The sequence below is a fragment of the Pseudomonas sp. SDO55104_S430 genome, from assembly GCF_054070595.1.
Genome location: NZ_JBSVXG010000013.1, coordinates 11,230 through 37,611 on the forward strand (window position 1 = coordinate 11,230; position 26,382 = coordinate 37,611).

Here is a 26,382-nt window from a genome sequence, read left to right on the forward strand (position 1 = left end):
GCGCCAGGCGCCACGCAGAGTGAGCCGTGGTTAACTGCCACTCGCCGCGTCAGGAAAGCCCTCAGGGGCGGGATGAATGTCTTTGATCAACTTCAACATCGCCCAATGGCGCGCATGGGCCCCGGGGCTCGAAAGCGTGGACGACTGGCAGGCCTGGAGCCGGCAACCGGTCGACTTGCCGGCCAGCGATGCAGCTCCAGACGTGTCGTTCCTGCCCGCCATGCAACGCCGGCGCCTGAGTCGACTGGCCCGGATGGCGTTCAGCGTCGGCTGGCCGTTGGCCGAGAGCCATCAGGGGCTGCCGCTGGTCTTCGTATCCCGCCACGGCGAAACCCCGCGAACCGTCGATATCCTCAGCGATCTGGCAGCCGACCAGCCGCTGTCGCCGACTCAGTTCAGCCTTTCGGTGCATAACGCGATCATCGGCCTGTGGTCGATCATGCGCGGCGAAACCAGCGAAATGACCGCTTTGGCCGCAGCTGGGGACGGCCTGGAACACGGCATGCTGGAAGCCGCCGCCCTGCTCGATGAAGGCGCGCCGGCAGTGTTGCTGGTGGTTACCGAGGAGCAGCCACCCGAGGCGTACTCGACCTGGATCGACGACGTGCCCTTTCCTTACGCTGTCGGCCTGTTGATAACTCCCGGCAATGACTGGCAGCTGTCCATGAACAGGCCCCAGGATACGTTGTCCAAACCCCGATGGCCGCACGCGTTGAATCTTCTGCGCGCACTGCTGGGCCAGCAGACCACCTGCCAACATGCCTGGAAAAATCGTGTATGGACCTGGCAACGCAAGCCATGACCGAAAAAACCCGCGACGCCTATTACTGGCGCCTGCTGGCCACCGCCGCAAGCTTTGCCCTTTTCGGGCTGGGCGGGCTGTGCCTGCGTCTGGTGGTTTTTCCGTTATTGAGCTGCCTGCCGGGTGACGCCGCCACCCATCGGTTGCGCGCGCGGCGAACCGTCAGTGGCTGCTTCTGGTTTTTCATCCGGTTCATGGCCCGTGCCGGCGTGCTGACCTACGACATTCAGGGCGCTGAAAAACTCGGCAAGCCAGGCCAGATGATCGTCGCCAACCACCCGTCACTGATCGACGTGGTGTTTCTGATCGGCCTGGTGCGCCACGCCAACTGCGTGGTCAAGCAAAGCCTCTGGGACAACCCTTTTACCCGCGCCCCGCTGCGCCGGACCGAATACATCAGCAACGATGGCAGCATGGACATGCTCGATGCCGCCGCCGACGCCCTGAAAAGCGGCCAGACCCTGATCGTCTTTCCCGAAGGCACCCGCACCCAGCCGGGCGAGGCGCCGGCCTTTCATCGGGGGGGCGCGGCCATTGCCCTGCGCGGTGCGAGAATCCTCACCCCCGTGGTGATCAAGGTCAGCCCGACCACACTGACCAAGGCCGAGCCCTGGTACCGCATTCCCAAACGCCGCGTGCACTTCAGTTTCCGTGTCGGCGCCGATATAGATCCGCAGGCTTTCGCCGAGCTGGGTCCGGCCCCTCAGGCCTCACGCAAGCTCAACGATTATTTGCATTCTTACTTTATTAAGGAGCTCGCCGAAGATGAGCGATCTGAACACCGATAGCCTGAACCGGGACATCAAAAACCTGATCATCGAGGCCCTGGGCCTGGAAGACATCAGCGCCGAAGACATCGGCGACCAGCAGACGCTGTTCGGCGAAGGCCTGGGCCTGGACTCGGTGGACGCCCTGGAACTGGGCCTGGCCATCCAGAAAAAGTACGGCATCAAAATCGACGCCGACGCCAAGGACACCCGCAACCATTTCAGCAACGTGGCGAGCCTCGCGGCGTTCGTCACTGCAAAACAGGCAGCTTGAGACCGGACCATGCAAACTCGTGACGACATTTTCAACACATTGCGCGATGCCCTGGTCGAGCTGTTCGAGCTGGACCCCAAGCGGGTGAGCCTCGAATCCAACCTGTATCAGGACCTGGAAATCGACAGCATCGATGCGGTCGACCTGATCGATCACATCAAACGTCAGACCGGCAAGAAAATCGCCGCCGAGGAATTCAAATCGGTGCGTACCGTCAGTGATGTGGTCGAGGCGGTCTACCGTCTGGTTCAACCGGCCGCATGAGTCGACTGATCGGCCTCGGCCTGCTGCTGGCGGGCCTGCTCTACCCCTTCGCGGTGTATTTCGGCATGGAGCACTTCGCCCCGTGGCAGTTCGGCCTGCTGCTGGGCAGCCTGTGGCTGGCCCGGGTGCTGACCGGCAAGCGCCGCCCCGGCAGTCTGTGGATGGCCGCGGTGGCTATCGTGTTCTGCCTGCTGCTGGCGTTGTTCGACAACCCGGCGCTGCTGCGCTGGTACCCGGTGCTGATCAGCGCCTTCATGCTGGCGCTGTTCGGCGGCAGCCTGGTTTACGGCCCGCCGGTGGTGGAACGCCTGGCCCGTGTGCGGGAACCGGATCTGCCGGACGAGGGCATTCGCTACACCCGCCAGGTGACCATCGCCTGGAGCGTGTTTTTTCTGTGCAATGGTTTGTGCGCGGCCGCCCTGACGCTATGGGCGCCGCTGAGCTGGTGGATGGTCTACACCGGACTGATTTCCTACGGATTGATCGGCCTGATGTTTGCCGTTGAGTTGCTCATACGAATACGGGTACGAGGCCGTATATGAATTGGATAAAACTTGAGCAGCTCTTGCTCAAGGCCGAGCCGGAGCGGGTCGTCGCGACCGCACCGGCCTTGAATCACGGGCAACTGTGCGAACAGGCCCTGCGTCTGGCCGCCGGCCTGCAAGCCCGTGGCGTGCGGCGCATTGTCGTGCACCTGGAAGATGCCGCCGACCTGGCGATCGCCCTGCTCGGCGCCTGGCGTGCCGAAGTCAGCGTGTTGCTGCCGTCCGACCTGCAACCCCAGACACGCCAGCGCTGGTCGGATGACGTCGACCTGTGGCTGACCGATCAGGCCGGCGACGCACACTTGCATGACTTCCAGCACCCACCGCTGAACGCTGCGGAACTCGATCCGGAGCGCTGCACCCTGAGCCTGTGCACGTCCGGTTCCAGCGGCGAACCCAAGCGCATCGAAAAGACCCTGCGCCAGCTGATCAACGAGGTCGAAGCCCTGGAACGCTTGTGGGGCGCCGACCTGGGTCCGGCGTGCATCATCGGCAGCGTCGCCACCCAACACATTTATGGCCTGTTGTTTCGCGTGCTGTGGCCGCTGTGCGCCGGACGCACCTTTGTGCGCAAGCAACTGGCCTTCCCCGAAGACCTGCAACGGGCCAGCCGCGAACACCCTGCGTTTGCCTGGGTGGCCAGCCCGGCGCTGCTCAAACGGATGGGCGACAACCTCGACTGGCCGGCATTGAGCGCGGTGCGCCGGGTGTTTTCTTCCGGCGGCGCATTGCCTGTCGACGCGGCTCAGAGCCTGCACCAGCGCCTGAATCAATGGCCGACGGAAATCTTCGGCAGCTCGGAAACCGGCGGCATCGCCTGGCGTCAGGGCCCCGATCTCTGGCAGCCCTTCGCCGATGTGCGGCTCACCCAGGACAGTGACGGCGCGCTGCTGATCGCCTCGCCCTACCTGCCCGTCGACCACGTCGAACACACCGCCGATGCGGCGCGTATCGCCGCCGATGGCCGCTTCGAGTTGCTCGGACGGCTGGACCGGATCGTCAAGCTCGAAGAAAAACGCATCTCACTGCCGATGCTCGAACAAGCACTGATCGCCCATGCCTGGGTCGCCGAAGCGCGTTTGGGCGTCGTGCAGGAAAACCGCGCCTCATTGGGCGCTTTGCTGGTGTTGAGCGAAGCCGGCCTGCACGCCTTGCGCAATCAAGGCCGGCGCAACCTCACCGAGACCTTGCGCCAGCACCTGAGCCAGCACTGCGAAGCCCTGGCCCTGCCTCGGCGCTGGCGTTTGCTGCGGCAACTGCCGCTGAACGCCCAAGGCAAACTGCCCCAGGCCGAAGTCGAAGCCCTGCTGCTGGCTCCGCGCCCCCAGACGCCGCAGATGCTGGAGCAGACCGAAACCGATGGAGAATGGAGCCTGCAACTGGCCATCCCGCCGGACCTCGCCTATTTCAGCGGGCACTTTCCCAAAGTCCCCGTACTGCCCGGTGTGGTGCAGGTCGAGTGGGCGATGAACCTGGGCCAGCAACTGATGAACCTGCCACCGAAATTCGCCGGCATGGAGGTCCTCAAGTTCCAGCAATTGGTGCGTCCGGGGGATGAAATCCAGCTGCACCTGCGTTTCGACCCGACCCGCGGCAAGCTGTATTTCGCCTATCGCAACGAAACCGCCACCTGCTCCAGCGGGCGGATTCTGCTGGAGGCGGCGGATGCTTAAGCCTTGTGAGTGCTGCGCACTCAATCGCGAGCAGGCTCGCTCCCACAATGGACTTGCACATTTCCTGTGGGAGCGAGCCTGCTCGCGATGCAGTCACCGCGGTCAATCCGGCGTGCCCCGACATGCATAACCCCTGCGCCATCATCCCGGTCTACAACCACGAAACCGCGATCACCACCGTGGTCGACGCGCTGCTCGCCAGCCTGCTGCCGTGCATTCTGGTGGACGACGCGAGCAGCACGACCTGCGCCAAAGTGCTGGACCAACTGGCACAGCGCGACGGAGTTCACCTGATCCGCCTCGCCGCCAATCAGGGCAAGGGCGGTGCGGTGATGACCGGTTTGCGCGAAGCGGGCCGCCTGGGTTTCACCCATGCCCTGCAGGTGGACGCCGACGGTCAGCACGACCTGCAGGACGTGAAAGCCTTCATCGAACAATCCCGCGCCCACCCTGAAGCGGTGATCTGCGGCTATCCGCTGTACGACGCCAGCGTGCCCAAGGGCCGTCTGTACGCCCGCTATCTCACCCACGTCATGGTCTGGATCAACACCCTGTCGCTGCAGATTCGCGATTCGATGTGCGGTTTCCGAGTCTATCCGCTGCCGCCCGTGCTGGCGTTGATCGACACCGCAAAGATCGGCAAGCGCATGGATTTCGACTCGGACATCCTCGTGCGCCTCGCCTGGCGCAACCAGCCGATGCGCTGGCTGCAAACCAAGGTCCATTACCCGCTGGACGGCGTTTCGCACTTTCGCATGTTCCACGACAACGTCCTGATATCGAGCATGCACACCCGCCTGTTCTTCGGCATGCTGCTGCGCTCGCCCGTGATCCTCTGGCGACGGTGGCGTGCATGAGCACCGACAAGCAGCACTGGGCCGACCGCGAGGAACGCGGCAGCTTCTGGCTGATGAAGCTCACCGCGTTCGGCGCCAAAGTGCTCGGCCGCCGCCTGCTGAGCCCGATTCTGTATGGCATCGTTCTGTACTTCTTTTTGTTCGGCCGCAGCGCCCGCCACAGCGCCTGGCAATACCAGCAACGCCTCGCCGACTGGTCCGGTCGCAACGAACTGCGCCCGACCCGCTGGCGGGTATTCAGCCAGTTCATGGCCTTCGCCGATTCGATGCTCGACAAGCTCGACGTGTGGAACCGCAAGCTGAGCATCGAGCAGATCGAAATCATCGACCCGGCGCTGTTGCGCGACCAGTTGCGCGGCAGTCGCGGACAGATGCTGGTGGGCGCGCACCTGGGCAATCTCGAAGTCTGCCGCGCGCTGGCGGAGATCGGCGAGAAGGTGACCATGAACGTGCTGGTGCACACCAAGCACGCCGAGCAGTTCAACCGTCTGCTGGGCGAGGCCGGGGCGACCAATCTGCGCTTGATTCAGGTCAGCGAATTGGACCCGGTGATCATGCTGCAACTGCACGAACGCCTGGAGCGCGGCGAGTGGCTGGCGATTGCCGGCGATCGCGTGCCGCTGCACGGCGGGCGCAGCGTGACCGTCGACTTCCTCGGCCACCCGGCCAGATTCCCCCAGGGCCCCTGGTTGCTGGCCGGCCTGCTGAAATGCCCGATCAATCTGATGATGTGCCTGAAGAAGCCCGACGGCGACTATCGCCTGACCCTGGAACCTTTCGCGCAGGCCATCACCTGGAAGCGTAGCGACCGCGAGCAGGTCATTCATCAGTGGGCCTCCCGCTATGCCGAGCGCCTGAGTCACTATTGCCTGCAAGCGCCTCAACAATGGTTCAACTTTTACCCTTTCTGGAAGACCGATGACGACGCCCACGCTTGAGCCGGTAACCTTCGGCGAACTCCCTTTGCGCATCGAAGACGTGCTGGCCCTGGCCAACCGTCAGGCCCCCGCGCAGCTGCAGGATGATCCCGCCTACCGCGAGCGCATTGCCAAGGGCGCGCGTTTCCTCGATTCGCTGCTGGACAAGGAAGGCGTGATCTACGGCGTGACCACCGGCTACGGCGATTCCTGCGTGGTGGCGGTGCCGCTGCATCACGTCGAGGCGCTGCCGCGGCACCTGTTCACCTTCCATGGCTGCGGGCTGGGCAAACTGCTCGACGCCCAGGCCACCCGCGCGGTGCTGGCGGCGCGATTGCAGTCGCTGTGCCACGGGGTTTCCGGGGTGCGCGTGGAACTGCTGGAGCGTCTGCAGGCCTTCCTTGAACACGACATCCTGCCGCTGATTCCGGAAGAAGGCTCGGTGGGCGCCAGCGGTGACCTGACGCCGCTGTCCTATGTCGCCGCGACCCTGTCCGGCGAGCGCGAAGTGATGTATCGCGGCGAACGCCGACAGGCCGCCGACGTGCATCGCGAACTCGGCTGGCAGCCGCTGGTGCTGCGCCCCAAGGAGGCCTTGGCGCTAATGAACGGCACGGCAGTGATGACCGGCCTCGCCTGCCTGGCTTATGCCCGCGCCGACTACCTGCTGCAACTGGCGACGCGCATCACCGCGCTCAACGTGGTCGCCCTGCAAGGCAATCCGGAGCATTTCGACGAGCGCCTGTTCGCCGCCAAGCCGCACCCGGGGCAGATGCAGGTCGCGGCATGGCTGCGCAAAGACCTGGCCATCGACGCCCCGATGCCGGAACTGCATCGCCTGCAAGACCGCTACTCCCTGCGTTGCGCGCCCCACGTGCTGGGTGTGCTGGCCGACAGCCTGAGCTGGTTGCGCTCGTTCATCGAGATCGAACTCAACAGTGCCAATGACAATCCGATCATCGACGCCGAAGCCGAGCGCGTGCTGCACGGCGGGCACTTCTATGGCGGGCACATCGCCTTCGCCATGGACAGCCTGAAGAACCTGGTAGCCAACGTCGCCGACTTGCTGGATCGGCAACTCGCGCTGCTGGTGGATGAGCGCTACAACCACGGCCTGCCGAGCAACCTGTCCGGTGCCAGCGCCGAGCGGGCGATGCTCAATCACGGCTTCAAGGCAGTGCAGATCGGCGCCAGCGCCTGGACCGCCGAAGCACTGAAAAACACCATGCCGGCCAGCGTGTTCTCGCGCTCCACCGAATGCCACAACCAGGACAAGGTGAGCATGGGCACCATCGCCGCCCGCGATGCGATTCGTGTGCTGGAGCTGACCGAGCAGGTCGCCGCTGCCACCTTACTCGCCGCCAATCAGGGCGTCTGGCTGCGTGAACAGACCGAAGATGCGCGCCCGCTGCCACCGGCCCTGGCCGCCATGCACGAAGAATTGTCCCGGGACTTTGCGCCGGTGATCGAAGACCGCGCCCTGGAAGGCGAACTGCGCCTGTGCCTGCAACGAATCGCCGAACAACACTGGAGGCTGCATGCGTAGCAAGGGAGTGCTTCACACCGATACGGAAATCCTCGTGCCGTTCTTCGACGTGGACAGCATGGACGTGGTCTGGCACGGCCATTACGTGAAGTACCTGGAAGTCGCCCGCTGCGCGTTGCTGGACAAGATCGGCCACAACTACACCGCCATGGTCGAATCCGGCTACGCGTGGCCGGTGATCGACCTGCAACTGCGCTACATCCGTGGCGCGGTGTTCGGTCAGAAGCTCAATGTGCGGGCCAACCTGGTGGAGTGGGAGAACCGTCTGAAGATCAACTATCTGATCAGCGACCTGGAAACCGGCGAACGCATGACCCGCGCCGTCTCCGTGCAAGTCGCCGTCGACATGGGCACGCGCGAGATGCAGCTGGCCTGCCCGAAAGTCTTCACCGATGCCGTTGAGCGGGTGCTGTCATGAATGCCCGATCATTTTTGCTCCTGTTGGCGCTGGGGTTTTCTTCACTCGCCCAGGCCTTCGACCTGCAACAGCTCAGCGATCAACTGGCCAAACCCGATGTGATCCACGGCAAGTTCATCCAGGAAAAACACCTGCGTGCCCTGCCCCAGCCTCTGACCAGCCAGGGCACCTTCGTCCTGGCGAAAGACCATGGCCTGCTGTGGCTGCTGAAAACCCCGCTGCAACAGGATTACCGCATCACCGCCAAGGGCATCGCCCGCCGTGACGCCAGCGGCTGGCAGATGCTGCCGGGCAAGAGCGCCGGGGCCGAGCAGAACCGCTTGTTCCTCGCCGTGCTGCAAGGCGACAGCAGCGGCCTGCAACGGGATTTCGAGCTGTCTCTGAGTGGTGACGCGCAGAACTGGAAACTGACCTTGGTGCCGCGCTCGATGCTGCTCAAGCAGGTGTTCAACCAGATCAACATCACCGGCGCAGAACTGGTGAACACCATCGAATTGCTGGAAACCCAGGGCGACAGTACCCTGCTGCGCATGCAGGACAGCACCAGCGCCCAACCCTTGAGCGATGCGGAGCAACACGACTTTGCCCAGTGAGCGCCTGCTGCCTCGCCTGTTCCTGATCCTGCTGCTGGCAGTGCTGGCGCTCGCCGGCTGCCAATGGCGCGACGGCGCACCGCTGTCGGCCAACCTGATGGAACTGGTGCCCGGCACCGCGCCGGACGCTCTGGAACAGCGCGCCGAACAGCGTATGCAGGAACCGCTGAACCGCGAAATGCTGGTGCTGGTCGGCCACACCGACCGCCAGCAGGCCGTCGCCATGGCGCAGAAACTCAGTGAACAGTGGCAGGCCAGCGGCCTGTTCGAGAAGGTCCAGTGGAACCTGCAGGCCGACCTGCCGGCGCTGCGCACACAACTGCTGCAAGGTCGCCTGGCAATGCTCTCGGCGGAGGATCGCCAACAACTGATCGAACACCCCGACGCCTTCATCCAGCAGCGGGTGCAGGCGCTGTTCGACCCCTTCACCGGCTTCAGCCTGGTGCCCAGCCAAGACGACTGGCTGGGCCTGACCGGACGCATCCAGAACAGCCAGCCGCAACACGGCGCGGTGCAACTGGACATCGGCAGCGGCGCGCTGATCGCCGATGCCGACGGCAAGAGCTGGGTGCTGCTACGCGCCCGCACCACCGGCAACGCCTTCGACATGAACCTGCCGCTGCAAGTGGCGAACCTGCTTGAACAGAGCCGTGCAGAAGCTGCCCAATCCGACGTCCAGTTACTCGCGGCCAGCGGACTGCTGTACGCCGCCAACGGCCAGCAGCAAGCCACCCGCGAGATGACCTGGGTCGGCGGCGGCGCCACGGTCGGCATTCTGTTGCTGCTGTTGCTGGCCTTTCGTCGCTGGCGGGTGCTGCTGGCTTTCGTGCCGGTGTTGGTGGGAATGTTGTTTGGTGCGGTGGCTTGCGTGGCGCTGTTCGGCCACATGCATGTGATGACCCTGGTGCTGGGCTCGAGCCTGATCGGTGTCGCCGTCGACTACCCGCTGCATTACCTGTCCAAGAGCTGGAGCCTGAAACCCTGGCGCAGCTGGCCGGCGGTGCGCCTGACCCTGCCGGGCCTGACCCTGAGCCTGATCACCAGCGCCATCGGTTACCTGGCACTGGCCTGGACCCCGTTCCCGGCGCTGACCCAGATCGCAGTGTTCTCCGCCGCCGGCCTGCTGGGTGCCTACCTGGCCGCGGTGTGTCTGTTGCCTGCGCTGCTCAAAGGTGTCGAGCTACGTCCGGCGCAATGGCCACTGCAGGTTTCCAGCTTTTTGCTGGGACGTCGCGAAGCCTTGCTCAAGCGCCTGAGCACCCCGGTACTGCTGGCCCTGTTGATCGCCTTCTGCGCCGGCGGCCTGCTGAAACTGGAAACGAAAAACGATATCCGCCAATGGGTCGGCGCACCGCAGCAACTGACCGACGAAGCACAGACCATCGCGCGCATCACCGGCTATCAACCCACCAGCCAGTTCTTTTTGGTACAGGCGGCCGACGAACAGCAATTGCTCCAGCGCCTGGACGCTCTGGACGAGCGCCTGGATCAGCTGGTCAATCTGGACAAGCTCGAGGGTTACCTGTCGCTCAATCATCTGGTCAGCCAGCCAAGCGAACAGCAGCGGGTGCGCGAGGCGCTGGGCAAGCTGCCGTCGTTCTGGCAGCCACTGGTCGGAGTCGGTGTGCCGGTCGATGCGCTGCGCGCCGAACTGACCCGATTACAGGCGCTGCCGACTCAGGACATCGACACTGCACTGGCCGGGCCATTGGCCGAACCCTATCGCCCGCTGTGGCTGGGGCCGACCGAGAATGGCGTGGCGGCGATGGTCAGTTTGCAGGGCCTGAGCAATCCATCCCTGCTGCGGGTTCAGGGCGAAGACTTGCCCGGCGTAAAACTGGTGGACCGGCTCGGTGAATTGAATGCGGTGTTCGCCGCGACTCAAATCAGCGCCGCCGAACTCAAACTCGCCTCCTGCGTGCTGATCGTGCTGGTGCTGATCCTGCCGTTCGGCTTCGGCGGCGCGCTGCGCATCGTCTCCCTGCCGCTGCTGGCGGCGCTGTGCAGCCTGGCCAGTCTCGGCTGGCTGGGGCAGCCGCTGACCCTGTTCAGCCTGTTCGGCCTGCTGCTGGTGACGGCGATCAGCGTCGACTACGCGATCCTCATGCGCGAGCAGGTGGGCGGCGCGGCCGTCAGCCTCTTGGGTACCTTGCTCGCGGCACTGACCACCTGGCTGTCATTCGGCCTGCTGGCGGTGTCGAGTACGCCGGCGGTAAGCAATTTCGGCCTGTCGGTCAGCCTGGGCCTGATGTTCAGCTTCATGCTGGCGCCCTGGGCCGGACACCAGCCGCATGCGGCCACGGTCGCGGAGCCGACGGCATGATGATCGCGCTGTTCTGGGCCATGGCCCTGGCCTTGTTCGCTGTCGCCACCCGCGTCGGCCGCCACTTCGGCCTGATCCCCATCGTCAGCCAGTTGCTGCTGGCCACCGTCTGCCTACCGTTGCTGATGTACTTCTGGGTCGAGCCGCACTGGCAGCTCAGCGGCGCGGCGCTGGTCTCGCCGATCTGGCTGAAAAACCTCTACAGCCTGAGTTTCGCGCTGTTGCTGGGTTACATCCTCAGTGACGTGATCGATCTGCAACTGGACCGCCAGAGCCTGAAAATCGCCCTGCCGAGTTTCTGCATTCCCTTTGCCTGCGGCCTGGCCACGGCGATCTGGCTGCTGCCGCCACAACCCTGGATCAGTTCCCTGGCGGTCGGCCTGTTGTTCGCCATTACCGCGATTCCGGTGCTCTATCTCTACCTGCGGCACATCGATTACCCCACCGCCGCCACCCGCCGTCTGGTGCAAACCGCGATCCTAATCGACCTCGCCTGCTGGACCCTGTTCGCCATCGCCCAGGGCACCCTGCACCTGAGCAGCCTGCTGTTGCCGCTGGCCGGCGCCTGCCTGCCGCTGGTGTTGCGCCTGTTGGGCCTGCGCCAGTTGTGGCTGTACAGCCTGGGCTTTTTCGGACTGCTGGTGGTGGCCGAGCACTACAAGCTCAACGCGCTGATCTTCGGCATCGGTTATGTGCTGATCATGGCCGCGCTCAAGGCACCGCTGACCCATCCACTGCCGGCGATCTGGATGAGCCGCCTGCAAACCTACGTGGCGATTCCGCTGATCCTCACCTTCGGCATCGTGCAGATCAACGTGCATAGCGCCATGAGCAGCCTGGGCTGGGTGCAACTGGCGGCGCTGCTGCTGTTGCCGATCGCCAGCAAGATGCTCGGCAACTGGCTCGGTCTCGGCTGGGCCGGCGCTTCGTTCCCCGGTGCCAGCCGCTGGCGGGAAAGTGTGCTGCTGAACATCCGCGGCTTGAGCGAAATCGTGTTTCTCAACCTGCTGCTGCAACAACAGCTCATCAGCCCGGCGCTGTACTTCGCGCTGATGGTGATGGGACTGATCGCGACCCTGCTGCCAGCGCTGGCCGGCATGCATCGAATACCCTTGAACGCTGCCGCCCCGGCAAGGAGCCCCCATGCCAATCGCTGAAATGGAACGTCGCCGGATCGTGGTCATCGGTGCGGGGCCCTCGGGCGCCATCGCCGCCGCGATTCTCAAGCGCAAGGGCCACGATGTCCTGGTGATCGAGCGCCAGCATTTTCCACGGTTTTCCATCGGCGAAAGCCTTTTGGCCCATTGCCTGGACTTCGTCGAGGAAGCCGGCATGCTCGAGGCCGTCAACGCTGCGGGTTTTCAGGTGAAAACCGGCGCCGCCTTCGCTTGGGGCGAGCACTACAGCGCCTTCGATTTCGCCGAAGCCTTCACCCCCGGCAAGACCACCACCTTTCAGGTTCAACGCGCCGATTTCGACCAATTGCTGGCCGATCAAGCAGTATTGCAAGGCGTTGAGATCCGCTTTGGCGAAGCCATCGTCAGTGTCGATATCGAGTCGGCCAGACCGCAACTCGGCGTGCGCCGTGAAGACGGGAGCGAATACCGCATCGAGGCGGATTTCATGCTCGACGCCAGCGGCTACGGTCGCGTCCTGCCACGCCTGCTCGACCTCGAGGCGCCATCGAACTTCCCGGTGCGCCAGGCGGTGTTCACCCACGTCGAAGATCGTATCGACAGGCCGGATTTCGATCGCAGCAAGATCCTCGTCACCACCCACCCGACCCGACGCGACATCTGGTTCTGGACCATTCCGTTCAGCAACGGCCGCTGTTCGGTGGGCGTGGTGGCCGCCGCAGAGCACTTCGAAGGCCGCAGCGACGATCTGGATGCCTGTTTGCGCAGCTTCATCGCCGACACCCCAAGCCTGGCCAGTGTGCTGAAAAATGCCGTGTGGGATACCCCGGCGCGCACCATCGGTGGATACTCGGCCAATGTCAAAACCCTGCACGGGCCGGGGTTTGCGCTGCTGGGCAATGCCGCGGAGTTCCTCGACCCGGTATTCTCCTCCGGCGTCACCATCGCCATGCGTTCGGCGAGCATGGCGGCGGGCTTGGTGCACCGTCAGTTGCAGGGGGAAACGGTCGATTGGCAGGGGGAATTCGCCGTCCCGCTCAAACGGGGTGTCGACACCTTCCGCTGCTACGTCGAAGGCTGGTACGACGGGACGTTCCAGGACGTGATCTTCCATGAAGGCAGCTCACGGGAAATCCGCGGCATGATCAGTTCGATCCTCGCCGGTTACGCCTGGGACGAACGCAACCCGTTCGTCAGCGAAGCCCGGCGCCGGTTGAAGGTGATTTCAGAATTCTGTGCAAGGACGGCGACATGACCTACGCAAGCGACAACTACGTCGAAGAAACCCGCTTCGGTTTGTGGTTTCTGCGCAGCCGCACCTGGCAGCACTATGTGCTGCGGGTGGCGATCGAGGATTTGCGCGGCCTGTTCAGCGAAGCCCTGCCGAACCAGCCGGTGCTGCTGGATGCCGGTTGCGGCCAGGGCAAGTCCTTCAAGTACCTGCGCCAGGCCTTCATGCCCGGTCGTCTGATCGGTGTCGACGCCGACCCGCAGAGCCTGCAACGCAGCCGCGAAGAAGCGGTCAATCTGGGTATGGCGGTGGAGTTGATCGACAGCGACTGCGCGAACCTGAAGATGGCCGACGCCAGCGTCGACCTGTTGTTCTGCCACCAGACCTTCCATCATCTGGTGGAACAGGAAAAGGCCCTGGCCGAGTTCTATCGCGTGCTCAAGCCCGGCGGCTACCTGCTGTTCGCCGAATCCACCGAGGCTTACATCGATACCTGGGTCATCCGCTGGCTGTTCAGACACCCGATGCAGGTGCAGAAAAGCGCGGCGCAGTACCTGGAGATGATTCGCGGGCAGGGTTTCGAGTTCGGGGCGCGGAATGTGTCCTATCCCTACCTGTGGTGGAGCCGGTCCACGGATTTCGGGTTGCTGGAGGTGTTGGGGTACAAGCCCAAGCCGTTTGGGCAGCGGGAAGAGACACTGGTGAATGTGGTGGCGCGCAAGCCGTTGGAGGGTGGCGTCTGATGCTCCGTTCCAGTCGCTTGAAATGCGTACCTTGTGGGAGCGGGCTTGCCCGCGATAGCAGTCTGTCAGCCAACATTAATGTTGAATGTGCTGCCGTCATCGCGGGCAAGCCCGCTCCCACAGGGATTTGCGGTGTCCTGCAATTTCTGTTGTTTTGCATGGCCCTGCTGTTGAGCGCCTGCTCCAGCAGCCCGCCGCTGCCCGAGCAAACACCGACACTCCCCCTGCCCCTGCAACTGCACATCGAACGCCTGCAAGACGACCAGCGCCAGGACTGGGTGCTGGTGATCCAGCAGGAAGGCCCGGCGATCCGCTGGTCGATGATGGACCTGCTGGGCATTCCCCAGGCCCGGCAGAAACTGGTGCACGGCCAATGGCAGGCCGACGGCTTGCTGCCGCCCAATCCCGAAGCCCGGGAGCTTTTCGCCGCGCTGCTGTTTGCGCTGACCACCAGGGACGAACTGACCGTCAACTACCCGGACGCCTGGCAACATGGCGCACAACGCACCTTGCCGGAACGCTGGGATGTCCGATACGCACAGCCGATGAACTTTGAATTGAATCTGCCCAAAGGCCCCAAATACCACGTCACGCCGCTGAGCGGGGAGACCCCATGAGCGCCTGTCTGAACGCTCTCGGGGTCATCTGCTCCCTGGGCCGTGGCAAGGACGAAGTCGCGCGAAATCTGTTTGCCGGCGATTGCAGTGGCATGCGCAGCGAAGCCGGCTGGGTGCCGGATCGTTCGTTGCCGGTGGGTTCGGTCCAGGGCGAACTGGCGGCCCTGCCGGCCGAGCTGTCGCGGCAGGACACCCGCAACAATCGCCTGTTGCTCGACGCCGCCCTGCAGATCCGCGAGGACATCGAGCACGCCATCCAGACCTATGGCCGCGACCGCATAGGCGTCGTGCTGGGCACCAGCACGTCGGGCATCGAAGAAGCCAGCCAGGGCCTGGCCCACTATCTGGATGCCGGTCAGTTCCCCGCCGAATACGACTACCAGCAACAGGAACTCAGCGCACCGGCGAATTTCCTCGCCGAGTGGCTGCAACTCAGTGGCCCGGCCTACGTGATTTCCACCGCCTGCACCTCCAGCGCCCGGGCGTTGATGAGCGCCCAGCGCCTGCTGGACCTGGGCGTCTGCGACGTGGTGCTGTGTGGCGGTGTCGATAGCCTGTGCAAACTGACGCTCAACGGTTTCTCGTCGCTGGAAGCGGTGTCCAATCAGCGCTGCAACCCGTTCTCGGTGAATCGCCACGGCATCAACATCGGCGAAGCGGCGGTGCTGTTTGTGATGAGCAGGCAGCCCGCCGGTGATCGCCCGATTGCCCTGCTCGGCAGCGGCGCCAGCTCCGATGCCCACCACATTTCCGCTCCCGAGCCGACAGGCCGCGGCGCCCTGCAAGCCATGGGCAAGGCGCTGAGCCGCGCCGGCCTGCAACCGCAACAGATCAACTACCTGAACCTGCACGGCACGGCCACCCAGCACAACGACGCCATGGAAAGCACGGCGGTCAATACGCTGTTCCCGGCGGGCGTGCTCTGCTCCTCGACCAAACCCATGACCGGCCACACCCTGGGCGCTGCGGGCGCGCTGGAAGCGGCGTTCTGCTGGCTGAGCCTGAAAGCGGACAACCAGGCGCTGCCCCCACACGTCTGGGACAACCAGCCCGACCCCGAGCTGCCGGCCCTCAATTGGGTGACCCCGAGCACTCGCCTGGCGTCCACTGGTCCCCGCTACCTGATGAGCAATTCCTTCGCCTTCGGTGGTAACAACGTCAGCCTGATTATCGGAGACGCCCCATGATTGACTGGCCGCTCGCCGAATTGCTGCCCCACGCTGGCGACATGATCCTCATCGATCAGATCCTCGCGTTCGATGCCGAGCAGATTCACACCCGCCTCACGGTCAAACCCAACGGGCTGTTCAATCGCCCCGACGGCAGCCTGCCGGCCTGGGTCGGCATCGAACTGATGGCCCAGAGCGTCGCCGCGTTCGCCGGGTGTCATGCGCGCCAGCGCGGTGATGAGGTGGAGCTGGGCTTCCTGCTCGGCAGCCGCAAATTCGAATGCAACGTCGAGAGTTTTCCCGCCGGCACCGAGCTGACCATCCACGGCCTGCGCTCGCTGGAAGACGACAACGGCATGGGTGTTTTCGAATGTCATATCAATGGGGTCGGCATTCACGCCAGCGCCCGCCTGAACGTGTATCGCCCGCCTCAGGCCACTCAATATCTTCATGAACCTGCTGGAGTCCAGTCATGACTAAATCCGTACTGGTCACCGGTTCCAGCCGCGGCATCGGCCGCGCCATCGCCCTGCGCCTGGCCCAGGCCGGGCATGACATCGTGCTGCATTGCCGCAGCGGCCTTGCCGAAGCGCAAGCGGTGCAAGGCGAAGTCGAAGCTTTGGGCCGCAGGGCGCGCATCCTGCAATTCGACGTGTCCGACCGCGCTGGCTGCAAGGCCGTTCTGGAAGCCGATGTGGAAGCCCACGGCGCCTATTACGGCGTGGTGCTCAACGCCGGCCTGACGCGTGACGGTGCTTTTCCGGCGCTGAGCGAGGATGATTGGGATGTGGTGATGCGCACCAACCTCGACGGTTTCTACAACGTGCTGCACCCGGTGATGATGCCGATGATCCGTCGTCGCGCCGCCGGGCGGATTGTCTGCATCACCTCGGTGTCGGGGCTGATCGGCAACCGTGGGCAGGTCAACTACAGCGCCTCCAAGGCCGGCCTGATCGGCGCGGCCAAGGCGCTGGCCACGGAGCTGGCCAAGCGCAAGATCACCGTCAACTGTGTCGCCCCCGGCCTGATCGACACGGCGATGCTCGATGAAAACGTGCCGGTGGAAGAACTGATGAAAATGATCCCCGCACAACGCATGGGCACCCCGGAAGAGGTGGCCGGCGCGGTGAATTTCCTGATGTCGGCGGAAGCGTCGTACATCACCCGCCAGGTGCTGGCGGTCAACGGAGGCCTGTGCTGATGAAGCGCGTCGTCGTCACCGGCATGGCCGGCATCACCTCACTGGGCAGCGACTGGGACACCATCGCCCGCCACTTCGCGGCCAACCAGAGCGGTATCCGCCGGATGGACGAGTGGGATCGTTTTACCGAACTCAACACCCGCCTGGCCGGGCCTATCGATGACTTCAAGGTGCCGGGCCACTGGACCCGCAAGCAACTGCGCAGCATGGGCCGGGTTTCGCGGCTTGCGGTTGGTGCTTCGGAGCAGGCCCTGGCGGACGCCGGGCTGCTGGGTAACGAATTGATCAAGGATGGGCGCATGGGTGTGGCCTGCGGTTCCTCCACCGGCAGCACCGACGAGATCAAGGCATTCGGCAACATGCTGCTCAACTCGGTGGCGGAAGGTCTGAACGCCAACTCCTACGTGCGCATGATGCCGCACACGACGGCGGCGAATATCAGCATCTTCTTCGGTCTGACCGGGCGTTTGATTCCGACGTCCAGCGCCTGCACCAGCGGTAGCCAGGGCATCGGCTATGCGTACGAGGCGATCAAGTTCGGCCGCCTGCCGCTGATGCTCGCCGGTGGCGCCGAAGAGCTGTGCCCGACCGAAGCGATGGTGTTCGACGCGCTCTATGCCACCAGCCTGAAGAACGACACGCCGCACTTGTCTCCGCGTCCGTACGACACCGGTCGTGATGGTCTGGTGATCGGTGAAGGTGCGGGCATGCTGGTGCTGGAAGAGCTGGAGCATGCTCTGGCGCGCGGCGCGCATATCCATGCGGAGATCGTCGGCTTCGGCAGCAACGCCGACGGCCAGCACACCACCCGTCCCGAGCAGGTCACCATGCGCCGGGCCATGGAGCTGGCGCTGGAAGACGCGGGTGTCGAGCCATCGGCCATTGGCTACGTTAACGGCCACGGCACCGCCACCGAACAAGGCGACATCGCCGAAACCCTGGCCACCAGCAGCCTGTTCGGCGAACACATGCCCATCAGCTCGCAGAAAAGCTTCCTCGGCCACACCCTCGGCGCGTGCGGCGCGCTGGAGTCCTGGTTCAGCATCGAAATGCTCAACCGCGACCTCTACATCCACACCCTCAACCTCGACGAAATCGACCCCAACTGCGGCAAGCTCGACTACCTGCGCGGCGAATTCCGGCAGATGAGCCACCAGTTCGTCATGAACAACAACTTCGCGTTTGGTGGGGTGAATACGTCGCTGATCTTCAAGCGCTGGTCCTGAACTGTGGGAGCGAGCCTGCTCGCGATGGTCGTCAACGATAACGCGGGCCACCTGAATCCCCGCGCTGCCTGTGCCTCCATCGCGAGCAAGCTCGGCTCCTACAGTGATCGAGTTGCCCGCAGATTTCCGCATCCAACCCGAATACCTGTAGGAGCCGAGCTTGCTCGCGAAGACGGTGTGTCAGACGACATCGATGTTGGATGTACCGGCCTCTTCGCGGGCAAGCCCGCTCCCACAGGTTTGCGGGTGAAGTGGAGATTTGTGAGCCACCCACGATCCTTGTGGGAGCGGGCTTGCCCGCGAATGACGGCGCAGCCGTCACGATTTCAGCGACTCAACCTTACTGGTCAACAACTCCACAAACGCCCGCGCCATGGCCGATTTCTGGTCCTTGCGTTGCACCAGCCACACCGCCGATTCCGCCGCCGGGTCCAACAGGGGTCGGTAGACCACGCCGTCGATGCGCATCCGCCGGTACGATGCCGGCATCACCGAAACACCCAACCCCGCCGCCACCAACCCGATGATGGTCATGGCTTCCCCGGCCTCCTGGGCGAAGTGCGGGCTGAAGCCGGCATCCCGTGCCAGGCTCAGCAACTGTGCATAGAGGCCGCTGCCGTAGCTGCGCGGGAAAAACACGAAGGGTTCGAGGGCCAGGGCGGACAGGTAGAGCCCCTCTTCACTGCCCTCCACCAACGGGTCCTTGGAACTGAGCACCGCGACCAGCGGCTCGCGCATCAGCTCGACCACGCTGAGCGAATCCGGCAGGCCTAGCGGGCGCATGATGCCGACTTCGATCGACTCGTCCACCAGCGCATCCGCCACCTGTGTACTGCTCATTTCCCTCAGGTTGAGGTGCACCGCCGGGAAGCGCTGGCGGAACTCGAAGATCGCCTGGGGAATGGTGGTGTTGAACGGCGCCGACGAGGTGAAGCCGATTTTCAGCTCGCCCAACTCACCCAATTGCGCCCGCCGCGCCACATCCGCCGCCTTGTCGACCTGCGCCAGCACCAGTCGCGCCTCTTCCAGGAACAGCCGACCGGCTTCGCTCAGCTCGACCCGACGATTGGTCCGTTCGAACAACCGCGCGCCGAGCTCCTGTTCCAGCGCCTGAATCTGCTGGCTCAGCGGCGGCTGGGAGATGCCCAGGGCCTGTGCGGCGCGGCCGAAGTGCAGTTCCTCGGCGACGGCGATGAAGTAGCGCAGATGACGCAATTCCATGGAAACCCCATTAGGTCGTTAAAGCTATCAAACAGGTCGAACAATATATTGGATTGAATCATTAGCCAGCTATATGCTTTTTTCATTGCCTGACCGGCTGTGTACTACCGAGGTCCACCGTGAAAACTGCTGTCGCTCCACTCGCCCATGAAGTTCAACCCACCGCCCAGGGCGATGTAGCCGCCGAGCTGGCGCAGATCTACATCGAAAAAGGCACGCCTGCGTTCATGCGCACGGTGCTGGCGCTGTTCTCCGGGGGCTTTGCCACCTTCGCCCTGCTCTACTGCGTGCAGCCGATGATGCCGCTGCTGTCCAACGAGTACTCGATCAACGCGGCGCAGAGCAGTCTGATCCTGTCGGTGGCCACGGGCATGCTCGCCATCGGCCTGCTGATCACCGGCCCCCTGTCCGATCGCCTTGGGCGCAAGCCGGTGATGGTCGCGGCGCTGTTCGCCGCCGCGCTGTGCACCATGGCCAGCGCGATGATGCCGAGCTGGCACGGCGTGCTGATCATGCGCGCGCTGATCGGCCTGTCCCTGAGCGGGCTGGCGGCGGTCGCCATGACCTACCTCAGTGAAGAAATCCACCCGCAGCACCTCGGCCTGGCCATGGGTCTGTACATCGCCGGCAACGCCATTGGCGGGATGAGCGGGCGCCTGATTACCGGGGTGCTGATCGACTTCATCAGCTGGCACTCGGCGATGCTGGTGATCGGCGGCCTGGCGATGATCGCGGCGGCGGTGTTCTGGAAGATTCTCCCCGAGTCGCGCAACTTCCGCGCCCGCTCGCTGAACCCGCGCAGCCTGCTCGACGGCTTCACCATGCACTTTCGCGACGCCGGCCTGCCACTGTTGTTCCTCGAAGCCTTCGTACTGATGGGCGCGTTCGTGACCCTGTTCAACTATGTCGGCTACCGCCTGCTGGCCGAGCCGTACCACATGAGTCAGGCCTTCGTCGGCTTGCTGTCGCTGGTTTACCTGTCGGGTATCTACAGTTCGGCGAAAGTCGGCGCGCTGGCTGACAAGCACGGGCGGCGCAAGATGCTCTGGAGCTCCATCGCGCTGATGATCGCGGGCCTGGCACTGACGATGTTCACGCCGCTGCCGCTGGTGATTTTCGGGATGCTGGTGTTCACCTTCGGTTTCTTCGGCGCGCACTCGGTGGCCAGCAGCTGGATTGGCCGCCGTGCGACCAAGGCCAAGGGGCAGGCTTCGTCCTTGTATCTGTTCAGCTACTACGCGGGGTCGAGTGTGGCGGGAACGGCGGGTGGGGTGTTCTGGCATATCGGTGGCTGGAACGGGATTGGGTTGTTCATTGGCGCGTTGTTGCTGGTGGCGCTTGGGGTGGCGTTGAAGTTGGCGAAGTTGCAGCCGTTGCCATAGTTATGAAGGAATCGGCGGTGTTCACAGATCCTGTGGGAGCGGCGGTGCGACGATTCGACTTGCTCGCGAAGGCGGTGTGTCAGGCAATTACATGTTGGATGTGCCGGCCCTTTCGCGAGCAAGCCCGCTCCCACAGGGGAATGTGTTTGGCTTCATTGTCTGAGGACGGCTTGGGCGTGCAGCGCGGCTTCGCGTTTTTCCAGGGTCAGGGATTGCAGGGTGACGCCTTCGCGTTCCAGCTGGTCTAGCCACGACAGCAGAATCCGGGCCTCGCCGCTGAGGGTCAAGCGCAGGAGGTCGTTGTCGGTGTCCATCTGATGCAATTCCAAGCCCGTGGTGGCGAGGCTTTCGCTGATGCGCAGCGATAACGGCTGATCGGCGGATTGCGGTGCACGGGGCTGTGCCTTTTGCAGTTGCGCCGCCAGGGCAAGTTGCTGGCGGTATTGGCGCTCGGCAGTTGACAGCCGTTGTTGGGTCGGCTGCCAGATCAGGAAGAAGGCTGCGACGCTGAGGACGAAGAGGCCGAGGATCGACACCATGCGCCGTTCGCGAAGCGTCATGCGCTGCCACTTCGCAGTGAATCCCGTGAACTTCATACGCCCTGCTCCATGGTCAAAGTCGCCAATACCCGATTGCGCTCCTTGCTCGCGCTGTCGAGCCGCACCGGCAAGCCTTGCTGTCGTCCCCGTTCGCGCAGCTGCTCCAGCTCGGCAAAGCTGTTGACGCTGAGCTGGATTTTCCAGCCGTCGCCTTCACGAAACTCGATGCGTTGGACCTCGACGTGACTGGCGCCGATCACCTGCTCGACCAGTTTGACCAGACCGGCGATTTGACTGCCCTGCACCTGCGCGCCCCGCCCCTGCAAAGCGCTGAACTGCGCCGCAAGGTCGACGATGCGGGTTTGCTCCGGATACAGCGCCTTGAACTGCTGTTCACTGCGGCCGTACAGCTGCCGGCTTTCATGTTCGAGAAAACGGATGCGCGTTTCACCGGCGCCCCACGTCAGCAGCACCAAAACCAGCGCCGTCACCGCGCCTGCACGCCAGGGAAAACGAGCGCGACGCACGGCAAACTCACCGTGCAGCAGGTTGATGGCGTGGCTGTGATCGCCCCTTAACCAATCATCGATTTCCTCCTGCTGCCACTGCATATCCGCGGGCAGGCATGGCTTGAGCGACGGCAACGCGTCCTCCCCCACCGCCAGGCGAGCCCCGAGCCCGCCACCTAAAACCCAACGGCCAAACCACCGCACACCGACGGCCTGATCCACTGGCAACAGATCGACATCGACGAAAACCGAGCGCACCTCAACTCCAGCCTCGACCATCAACGCCAGCACTGCGGAAAAACGCTCCCGCCCAATCACCATCAGCGGATAACCCCCCTGTGGATCACGTCGGCCAACACTCAAGTGCACCGATTCCAGCGCTTCGCTCAACTGCTCTTCAACAGCAAATCCAAGGGCCTTGGCATCCGGTCGACGCCCCGAAGGCCAGGGTTCGCTACGCAGCCAGCTGCACGCTTCCATGGGCAACAGCAGATCCACGGACTGCCCTTTCAAAGCCGGCGCCGCCTCGCTCAGGGGCATGGTTTGCCGTTGACCGGCCGGGGACCAAAGACAGCACGGCCAATCGAGCGACGGCGCAGCGAGGCCCTCTGCGGTCAGGTAAAGCCAGGTTTTCATGGAGTGATCTCGTGGGGATTCGATGGCAGCAACCGTCGTTGCAGGACGTTGAGCTGGCGTGTCTTGGGATCGCGTTCGACATCCGTGGCGAGGCGTAATCGGCTCTGCCCCTGAGCCACCTGAACGTTGATGCGGAACCAGCGGCTGTCGATGCCCAGCCCATGGCTGCTGACATCAGCACCGGTGAGTAACGGATCGTTTGTGAAGGCCTGAACGCTTGGCCACAGGCGCGTGTTTCGCTGCTGGACGAGTGCGTCAGCCGTCACGGCGTCGATGTCATGGAGGCTGCGCAGCAACAGCGCAGGTGCCGTGTTGATGTTCAATGCCGCGTCCATGGGCAACACGGCAACCCAGGGTTCCAGCCGACGCAACAACTGACCGTCAATGCTCGGCAACAGCCGCAACTGACTCAAATCTCGCAACGCGCCCACTTGCTCCAAGGGCATGTCAGGCAGTTCAAGCAGCACCAGCAGACGCGCCCAGCGATTGAGCGTGACCTGATCGATCTGCCCCTGAATCAACACAGCATTGAGATTGAAACGCCCGGCCAGATCCTCGATCTCGACCTGAATCTGTGCGTCATCCAGATCAAACGCCGCATTGAGCCCCGCGTCTTCCTGCAGCATCGCCAACGCCCGGCTTTCCCCCGCAACCGCAAGCTGGCGCAGATGCATCTGCTGCACCTGTTGCCCACTGCTTTGCAGCATCAACCGATGACTGCGCAGCACCCCACCGATGATCAACAGCGCCAGGCTCATGACCAGCAACACGCTGATCAACGCCACACCTCGTTGCCGCGTCCTCATGGCAATGCTCCCGGCAACAACAGCACCCGACGAACCCCTTCGAAGCGCCCTGCCGACAGCTGCACTTCCAGCGCTCCGGGAACCTTCGAGTCCTGCCGCTGCAACAACCGCCAGCTCAGGTGCCGAACATCGTCGAGCAGCTTCTGCCGCTGCACGACCAGCGCACCTTCGCTGCGACTCTCACGCCACAGCACGCCGTTGTCGAGTGTGTAGGAAAGGGACTGGCGCTCGCTGCGCGGTTGGTCCAGCGGATTGCGCCAATTGCCCCGCTGCCATTGCGCGCGGGATTGTTCCAGCACGATGGGCTGTTCGGTGATGTGTAGCAGATCGCGCTCGATGAGAGCGACCGCCCGTTGCAGGCTGCGCAGCTCGCGATCATGGCTCTGGGTGCCTTGCTGCACGCGCACGACACCGTCAAACAGCGTCCAACTGGCCAGGCCCAACAAGGCGAAGATCGCCAGGGCGACCACCAGTTCGAGCAAGGTGAAACCGCGCTGCTCACTGCTCACGCTGGGGGATCCAACCAGTGGCGCGGTGCAAGGTCTGGTCGCGTCCGGCGAGGCTGACCTGAAGTTCGATCGCGATCAGGCCGGCCTCGCTCGACGAGCCCACCTGCTGGCGAACGATCCAGTCCCGGCGGTCCATATTCACTACCCGCTGCGACTGCCCGAAATCCGGCTCGTTTTGCAGACGCAGTTCATTCAATTGGTTGTCCGCCACCCAGGCTGCGATCAACCGCTCTTCGACCGTCGAAGCCTGGCGGAGCACATATTGGCTGGCCGACAACACGGCCGTCGCCAGCGTCGCGAACACCGTCAGCGCCACCATGATTTCCAGCAGCGTAAAGCCGCCCATGCGCCGCCTAGCCATCGATCACCACCTCGCCGATGCCGTCGCTGGACAGGCTTAACACGCTGCGACCGGTGCTTTCGAAGGTCAGGCTGAAGACGCTGATTTCATCGCTGCTGAGCAGCAACAATTGTGGCGGGCCTTCGTCGCTTGCGAGGTTCACGAAATAGCCGTCGTGCTTCAGGCGTAGACGCAAATCCGCAGGCCAGCGATTAAGCGCCGTGACCGGCTCCCAGCCACTGACGCCGAGAAGCAGCGTGCGATAACCCTCGTTGCTCAAGCGCACGCCGTACTCCTGGCTTTCCAGCACCGCCCGTTCGCGAAATTGGCGAATCACACCAGCCAAGGCGTCCGCCTCCTGCCTGGTCTGACGCGCCGGGTTGCTGCCGGTGGCCAGATTGACCATGCCCACCAGCACGCCGATCAGCACGATCACGATCATCAACTCCAGCAAGGTGAACCCTCGACAGCGACGCGGCATGAATCAATCGCCCCAGTTGCCGATGTCGGCCGCATGCCCTTCGCCACCCACCACACCATCGGAACCGAGGGAATACAGGTCGAAGCCGCCGTTGCCCGATTTCACGCCGGGATTGAGGTATTGATAAGGCGTGCTCCAGGGATCAACGGGCAGGTTTTTCAGATAGCCCTGCGGGTTCCAGTTGCGCGCCGCCGGCAGCCCCGACGGGCGTTTGTGCAAGGCGTCGAGCCCCTGCTGGGTCGAGGGGTACTGGAAGTTGTCCAGGCGATACATTTCCAGGGCGGTGGCGATGGCCTGGATATCGGTCTTCGCGGCGGTGACCTTGGCCTGATCGGGGCGGCTCATGAATTGCGGCACCACGATGGCCCCGAGGATACCGATGATGACGACCACCACCATGATTTCGATCAGGGTAAAACCGCGCTGGGACGTGCTGTGACGGGGGGCTTTCATGGGTCAATTCACCAATTGGTTGAGGCTGAGAATGGGCAGCAGGATGGCCAGGACGATCAGCAGCACGACGCCGCCCATCAGCACCAGCATGGCCGGCTCGAACAGGCTGACGACCAGGGCGATGCGCGCCGCGAGGCTGCTTTCCTGCTGTTCGGCGGCGCGGGCCAGCATGCGGTCGAGTTCGCCGGCCCGCTCGCCGCTGGCGATCATGTGCAACATCATCGGGGGGATATCGCCGCTGCGCTCCAGGCCGCGGGTCAGGGTGCCGCCCTCGCGGACCGAGCGGGCGACATCGACCATGCGTGCGCGAATGGTCAGGTTGCCGATCACGGCGGCGGCGATTTCCAGGGCGTCGACCAGCGGCACCGCGCTCTTGCCGAGAATCGCCAGGGTGCTGGCGAAGCGCGCCGCCTCCATCGCCCGCAACACTTCGCCGAACACCGGTATTTTCAGCAGCAGGCGATGCCAGCGCAGGCGCCATTGAGGCTGGCGCAAGCTCCAGCGCCAAGCGCCGATCAGCAGCGCCAGCCCGCCCATCAGCAGCACGCCGTGACTGCGCAATGTGTCGCTGACGCTGATAAGCGCCAACGTCAGCCAGGGCAGCGCCTGGCCGCTATCGACGAAGATCTTCACCACGTCGGGCACCACAAATCCGAGCAGGAAACCGACGATCAGGACGCTGGCCGACATCAGGATCATCGGGTACACCAGCGCCATCTGGATTTTCTGCCGCGAGGCCTGGCGAGCCTGGGTGTAGGCGGCCAGTTGCTCCAGCACGTGGCCCAGGTGCCCGGAGCGCTCCCCCGCCGCCACGGTGGCGCGGTACAGCTCGGGAAACGCCTTGGGAAACTGCCCCAGGGCCGTGGCCAGTGCGTGCCCTTCCATGACCCGGCTCCGGACCGCCGACAACAGGCCGGTGACGCGGCGTTTGGCACTTTGTTTGGCCACCGCCTGCAAGGCTTCTTCCAGTGGCAGACCGGCCTGAACCAGTGTGGACAACTGGAGGGTCAGCAGGGCCAGATCGGCCGCACTCAGGCGGTGCTGCGGACTCGCGCCTGCGGCGATCCGGATCTCCTTCACATCCCGCGGCCACAGCCCGCGCTCGCGCAACAGTTGTCGCGCCTGTCGCGGGCTGTCGGCCTCCAGCCGGCCCTTGCAGCGACGGCCCTGCGCGTCGTCGGCGCGGTACTCGAAATCTGGCATG

The 26,382-nt window shown here is 63.9% G+C and carries 30 protein-coding genes; 21 read left to right on the top strand and 9 right to left on the bottom strand.

Features of this window, described 5'->3' with window-relative positions:
* The first annotated feature begins 76 nt into the window (after positions 1-76).
* From ACW9JE_RS04370 to ACW9JE_RS04465, 20 genes are all read left to right on the top strand, one after another.
* On the top strand, positions 77-802 hold the full coding sequence (locus ACW9JE_RS04370; RefSeq protein ID WP_457432053.1) for a beta-ketoacyl synthase chain length factor: 726 nt from the start codon (positions 77-79) through the stop codon (positions 800-802).
* Positions 778-1,590 carry a lysophospholipid acyltransferase family protein gene (locus tag ACW9JE_RS04375; RefSeq protein WP_457432054.1) on the top strand — a complete coding sequence of 271 codons (813 nt, stop codon included), beginning with the start codon at positions 778-780 and terminating at the stop codon, positions 1,588-1,590. Before ACW9JE_RS04370 ends, ACW9JE_RS04375 begins: the two co-directional genes overlap by 25 nt.
* Positions 1,568-1,843: a phosphopantetheine-binding protein gene (locus ACW9JE_RS04380; RefSeq protein WP_175375378.1), complete on the top strand. Its 276-nt coding sequence runs from the start codon at positions 1,568-1,570 to the stop codon at positions 1,841-1,843. Before ACW9JE_RS04375 ends, ACW9JE_RS04380 begins: the two co-directional genes overlap by 23 nt.
* Before the next feature lie 9 nt (positions 1,844-1,852).
* Positions 1,853-2,107: an acyl carrier protein gene (locus tag ACW9JE_RS04385; protein ID WP_110965992.1), complete on the top strand. Its 255-nt coding sequence runs from the start codon at positions 1,853-1,855 to the stop codon at positions 2,105-2,107.
* Positions 2,104-2,649: a COG4648 family protein gene (locus tag ACW9JE_RS04390; RefSeq protein WP_224533821.1), complete on the top strand. Its 546-nt coding sequence runs from the start codon at positions 2,104-2,106 to the stop codon at positions 2,647-2,649. Before ACW9JE_RS04385 ends, ACW9JE_RS04390 begins: the two co-directional genes overlap by 4 nt.
* Positions 2,646-4,325 (top strand): AMP-binding protein, encoded by a 1,680-nt coding sequence (locus tag ACW9JE_RS04395; protein ID WP_457432055.1) that lies wholly within the window; start codon positions 2,646-2,648, stop codon positions 4,323-4,325. The genes ACW9JE_RS04390 and ACW9JE_RS04395 overlap by 4 nt, the downstream gene beginning before the upstream one ends.
* Before the next feature lie 122 nt (positions 4,326-4,447).
* On the top strand, positions 4,448-5,182 hold the full coding sequence (locus tag ACW9JE_RS04400; RefSeq protein WP_457432056.1) for a glycosyltransferase family 2 protein: 735 nt from the start codon (positions 4,448-4,450) through the stop codon (positions 5,180-5,182).
* Entirely contained in the window at positions 5,179-6,120 is a 942-nt protein-coding gene (locus tag ACW9JE_RS04405) for an LpxL/LpxP family acyltransferase (protein ID WP_457432057.1), read from the top strand. The genes ACW9JE_RS04400 and ACW9JE_RS04405 overlap by 4 nt, the downstream gene beginning before the upstream one ends.
* A complete protein-coding gene (locus ACW9JE_RS04410) occupies positions 6,101-7,645 on the top strand; it encodes an HAL/PAL/TAL family ammonia-lyase (protein WP_457432058.1) in 1,545 nt (514 codons plus the stop codon). The genes ACW9JE_RS04405 and ACW9JE_RS04410 overlap by 20 nt, the downstream gene beginning before the upstream one ends.
* Positions 7,638-8,063: an acyl-CoA thioesterase gene (locus tag ACW9JE_RS04415; protein WP_175375372.1), complete on the top strand. Its 426-nt coding sequence runs from the start codon at positions 7,638-7,640 to the stop codon at positions 8,061-8,063. Before ACW9JE_RS04410 ends, ACW9JE_RS04415 begins: the two co-directional genes overlap by 8 nt.
* Positions 8,060-8,656: an outer membrane lipoprotein carrier protein LolA gene (locus tag ACW9JE_RS04420; RefSeq protein WP_457432059.1), complete on the top strand. Its 597-nt coding sequence runs from the start codon at positions 8,060-8,062 to the stop codon at positions 8,654-8,656. The genes ACW9JE_RS04415 and ACW9JE_RS04420 overlap by 4 nt, the downstream gene beginning before the upstream one ends.
* The gene (locus tag ACW9JE_RS04425) at positions 8,628-10,979 is read left to right on the top strand and encodes an MMPL family transporter (protein WP_457432060.1); all 2,352 of its coding nucleotides are present in this window, start codon (positions 8,628-8,630) and stop codon (positions 10,977-10,979) included. Before ACW9JE_RS04420 ends, ACW9JE_RS04425 begins: the two co-directional genes overlap by 29 nt.
* On the top strand, positions 10,976-12,136 hold the full coding sequence (locus ACW9JE_RS04430; RefSeq protein ID WP_457432061.1) for a sodium:proton antiporter: 1,161 nt from the start codon (positions 10,976-10,978) through the stop codon (positions 12,134-12,136). Before ACW9JE_RS04425 ends, ACW9JE_RS04430 begins: the two co-directional genes overlap by 4 nt.
* Entirely contained in the window at positions 12,123-13,370 is a 1,248-nt protein-coding gene (locus ACW9JE_RS04435) for an NAD(P)/FAD-dependent oxidoreductase (RefSeq protein ID WP_457432062.1), read from the top strand. The genes ACW9JE_RS04430 and ACW9JE_RS04435 overlap by 14 nt, the downstream gene beginning before the upstream one ends.
* Positions 13,367-14,089, top strand: coding sequence for a class I SAM-dependent methyltransferase (locus ACW9JE_RS04440; RefSeq protein ID WP_224536042.1), 723 nt, complete (start codon positions 13,367-13,369; stop codon positions 14,087-14,089). Before ACW9JE_RS04435 ends, ACW9JE_RS04440 begins: the two co-directional genes overlap by 4 nt.
* Complete coding sequence (locus tag ACW9JE_RS04445) at positions 14,089-14,706, top strand: hypothetical protein (protein ID WP_457432063.1); 618 nt, start codon at positions 14,089-14,091, stop codon at positions 14,704-14,706. The genes ACW9JE_RS04440 and ACW9JE_RS04445 overlap by 1 nt, the downstream gene beginning before the upstream one ends.
* Positions 14,703-15,893, top strand: a complete 1,191-nt coding sequence (locus ACW9JE_RS04450; RefSeq protein WP_224536038.1) for a beta-ketoacyl-[acyl-carrier-protein] synthase family protein — start codon at positions 14,703-14,705, stop codon at positions 15,891-15,893. Before ACW9JE_RS04445 ends, ACW9JE_RS04450 begins: the two co-directional genes overlap by 4 nt.
* A complete protein-coding gene (locus tag ACW9JE_RS04455) occupies positions 15,890-16,351 on the top strand; it encodes a hotdog family protein (RefSeq protein WP_224536036.1) in 462 nt (153 codons plus the stop codon). The genes ACW9JE_RS04450 and ACW9JE_RS04455 overlap by 4 nt, the downstream gene beginning before the upstream one ends.
* Complete coding sequence (fabG, locus tag ACW9JE_RS04460; RefSeq protein WP_457432064.1) at positions 16,348-17,076, top strand: 3-oxoacyl-ACP reductase FabG; 729 nt, start codon at positions 16,348-16,350, stop codon at positions 17,074-17,076. The genes ACW9JE_RS04455 and fabG overlap by 4 nt, the downstream gene beginning before the upstream one ends.
* Positions 17,076-18,302: a beta-ketoacyl-ACP synthase gene (locus ACW9JE_RS04465; RefSeq protein ID WP_224536032.1), complete on the top strand. Its 1,227-nt coding sequence runs from the start codon at positions 17,076-17,078 to the stop codon at positions 18,300-18,302. Before fabG ends, ACW9JE_RS04465 begins: the two co-directional genes overlap by 1 nt.
* A gap of 318 nt (positions 18,303-18,620) precedes the next feature.
* Here ACW9JE_RS04465 and ACW9JE_RS04470 read toward each other — a convergent pair whose 3' ends face one another.
* Positions 18,621-19,523: a LysR family transcriptional regulator gene (locus ACW9JE_RS04470; protein ID WP_175375361.1), complete on the bottom strand. Its 903-nt coding sequence runs from the start codon at positions 19,521-19,523 to the stop codon at positions 18,621-18,623.
* Between the two features lie 119 nt (positions 19,524-19,642).
* On the opposite strand from ACW9JE_RS04470, the gene ACW9JE_RS04475 reads away from it, so the two are divergent.
* Positions 19,643-20,905, top strand: coding sequence for an MFS transporter (locus ACW9JE_RS04475; RefSeq protein ID WP_224536030.1), 1,263 nt, complete (start codon positions 19,643-19,645; stop codon positions 20,903-20,905).
* Positions 20,906-21,057: 152 nt separating this feature from the next.
* Here the strand turns inward: ACW9JE_RS04475 and gspM are convergent, their stop codons facing one another.
* From gspM to gspF, 8 genes are read right to left on the bottom strand one after another with little or no spacing between them, the layout of a single operon-like run.
* On the bottom strand, positions 21,058-21,501 hold the full coding sequence (gene gspM / locus ACW9JE_RS04480; RefSeq protein WP_457432065.1) for a type II secretion system protein GspM: 444 nt from the start codon (positions 21,499-21,501) through the stop codon (positions 21,058-21,060).
* Positions 21,498-22,589: a type II secretion system protein GspL gene (gene gspL, locus ACW9JE_RS04485; protein WP_457432066.1), complete on the bottom strand. Its 1,092-nt coding sequence runs from the start codon at positions 22,587-22,589 to the stop codon at positions 21,498-21,500. Before gspL ends, gspM begins: the two co-directional genes overlap by 4 nt.
* Positions 22,586-23,395 (bottom strand): general secretion pathway protein GspK, encoded by an 810-nt coding sequence (locus ACW9JE_RS04490; RefSeq protein WP_457432067.1) that lies wholly within the window; start codon positions 23,393-23,395, stop codon positions 22,586-22,588. The genes gspL and ACW9JE_RS04490 overlap by 4 nt, the downstream gene beginning before the upstream one ends.
* Positions 23,392-23,904 (bottom strand): prepilin-type N-terminal cleavage/methylation domain-containing protein, encoded by a 513-nt coding sequence (locus ACW9JE_RS04495; RefSeq protein WP_457432068.1) that lies wholly within the window; start codon positions 23,902-23,904, stop codon positions 23,392-23,394. The genes ACW9JE_RS04490 and ACW9JE_RS04495 overlap by 4 nt, the downstream gene beginning before the upstream one ends.
* Complete coding sequence (gene gspI, locus ACW9JE_RS04500; RefSeq protein WP_457432069.1) at positions 23,894-24,265, bottom strand: type II secretion system minor pseudopilin GspI; 372 nt, start codon at positions 24,263-24,265, stop codon at positions 23,894-23,896. Before gspI ends, ACW9JE_RS04495 begins: the two co-directional genes overlap by 11 nt.
* Complete coding sequence (gene gspH, locus ACW9JE_RS04505) at positions 24,258-24,725, bottom strand: type II secretion system minor pseudopilin GspH (RefSeq protein ID WP_457432070.1); 468 nt, start codon at positions 24,723-24,725, stop codon at positions 24,258-24,260. The genes gspI and gspH overlap by 8 nt, the downstream gene beginning before the upstream one ends.
* A 3-nt stretch (positions 24,726-24,728) precedes the next feature.
* Positions 24,729-25,178: a type II secretion system major pseudopilin GspG gene (gene gspG / locus ACW9JE_RS04510; RefSeq protein WP_457432071.1), complete on the bottom strand. Its 450-nt coding sequence runs from the start codon at positions 25,176-25,178 to the stop codon at positions 24,729-24,731.
* Positions 25,179-25,181: 3 nt separating this feature from the next.
* Positions 25,182-26,381, bottom strand: coding sequence for a type II secretion system inner membrane protein GspF (gene gspF / locus ACW9JE_RS04515; RefSeq protein WP_457432072.1), 1,200 nt, complete (start codon positions 26,379-26,381; stop codon positions 25,182-25,184).
* Between the last annotated feature and the right edge of the window lies 1 nt (position 26,382).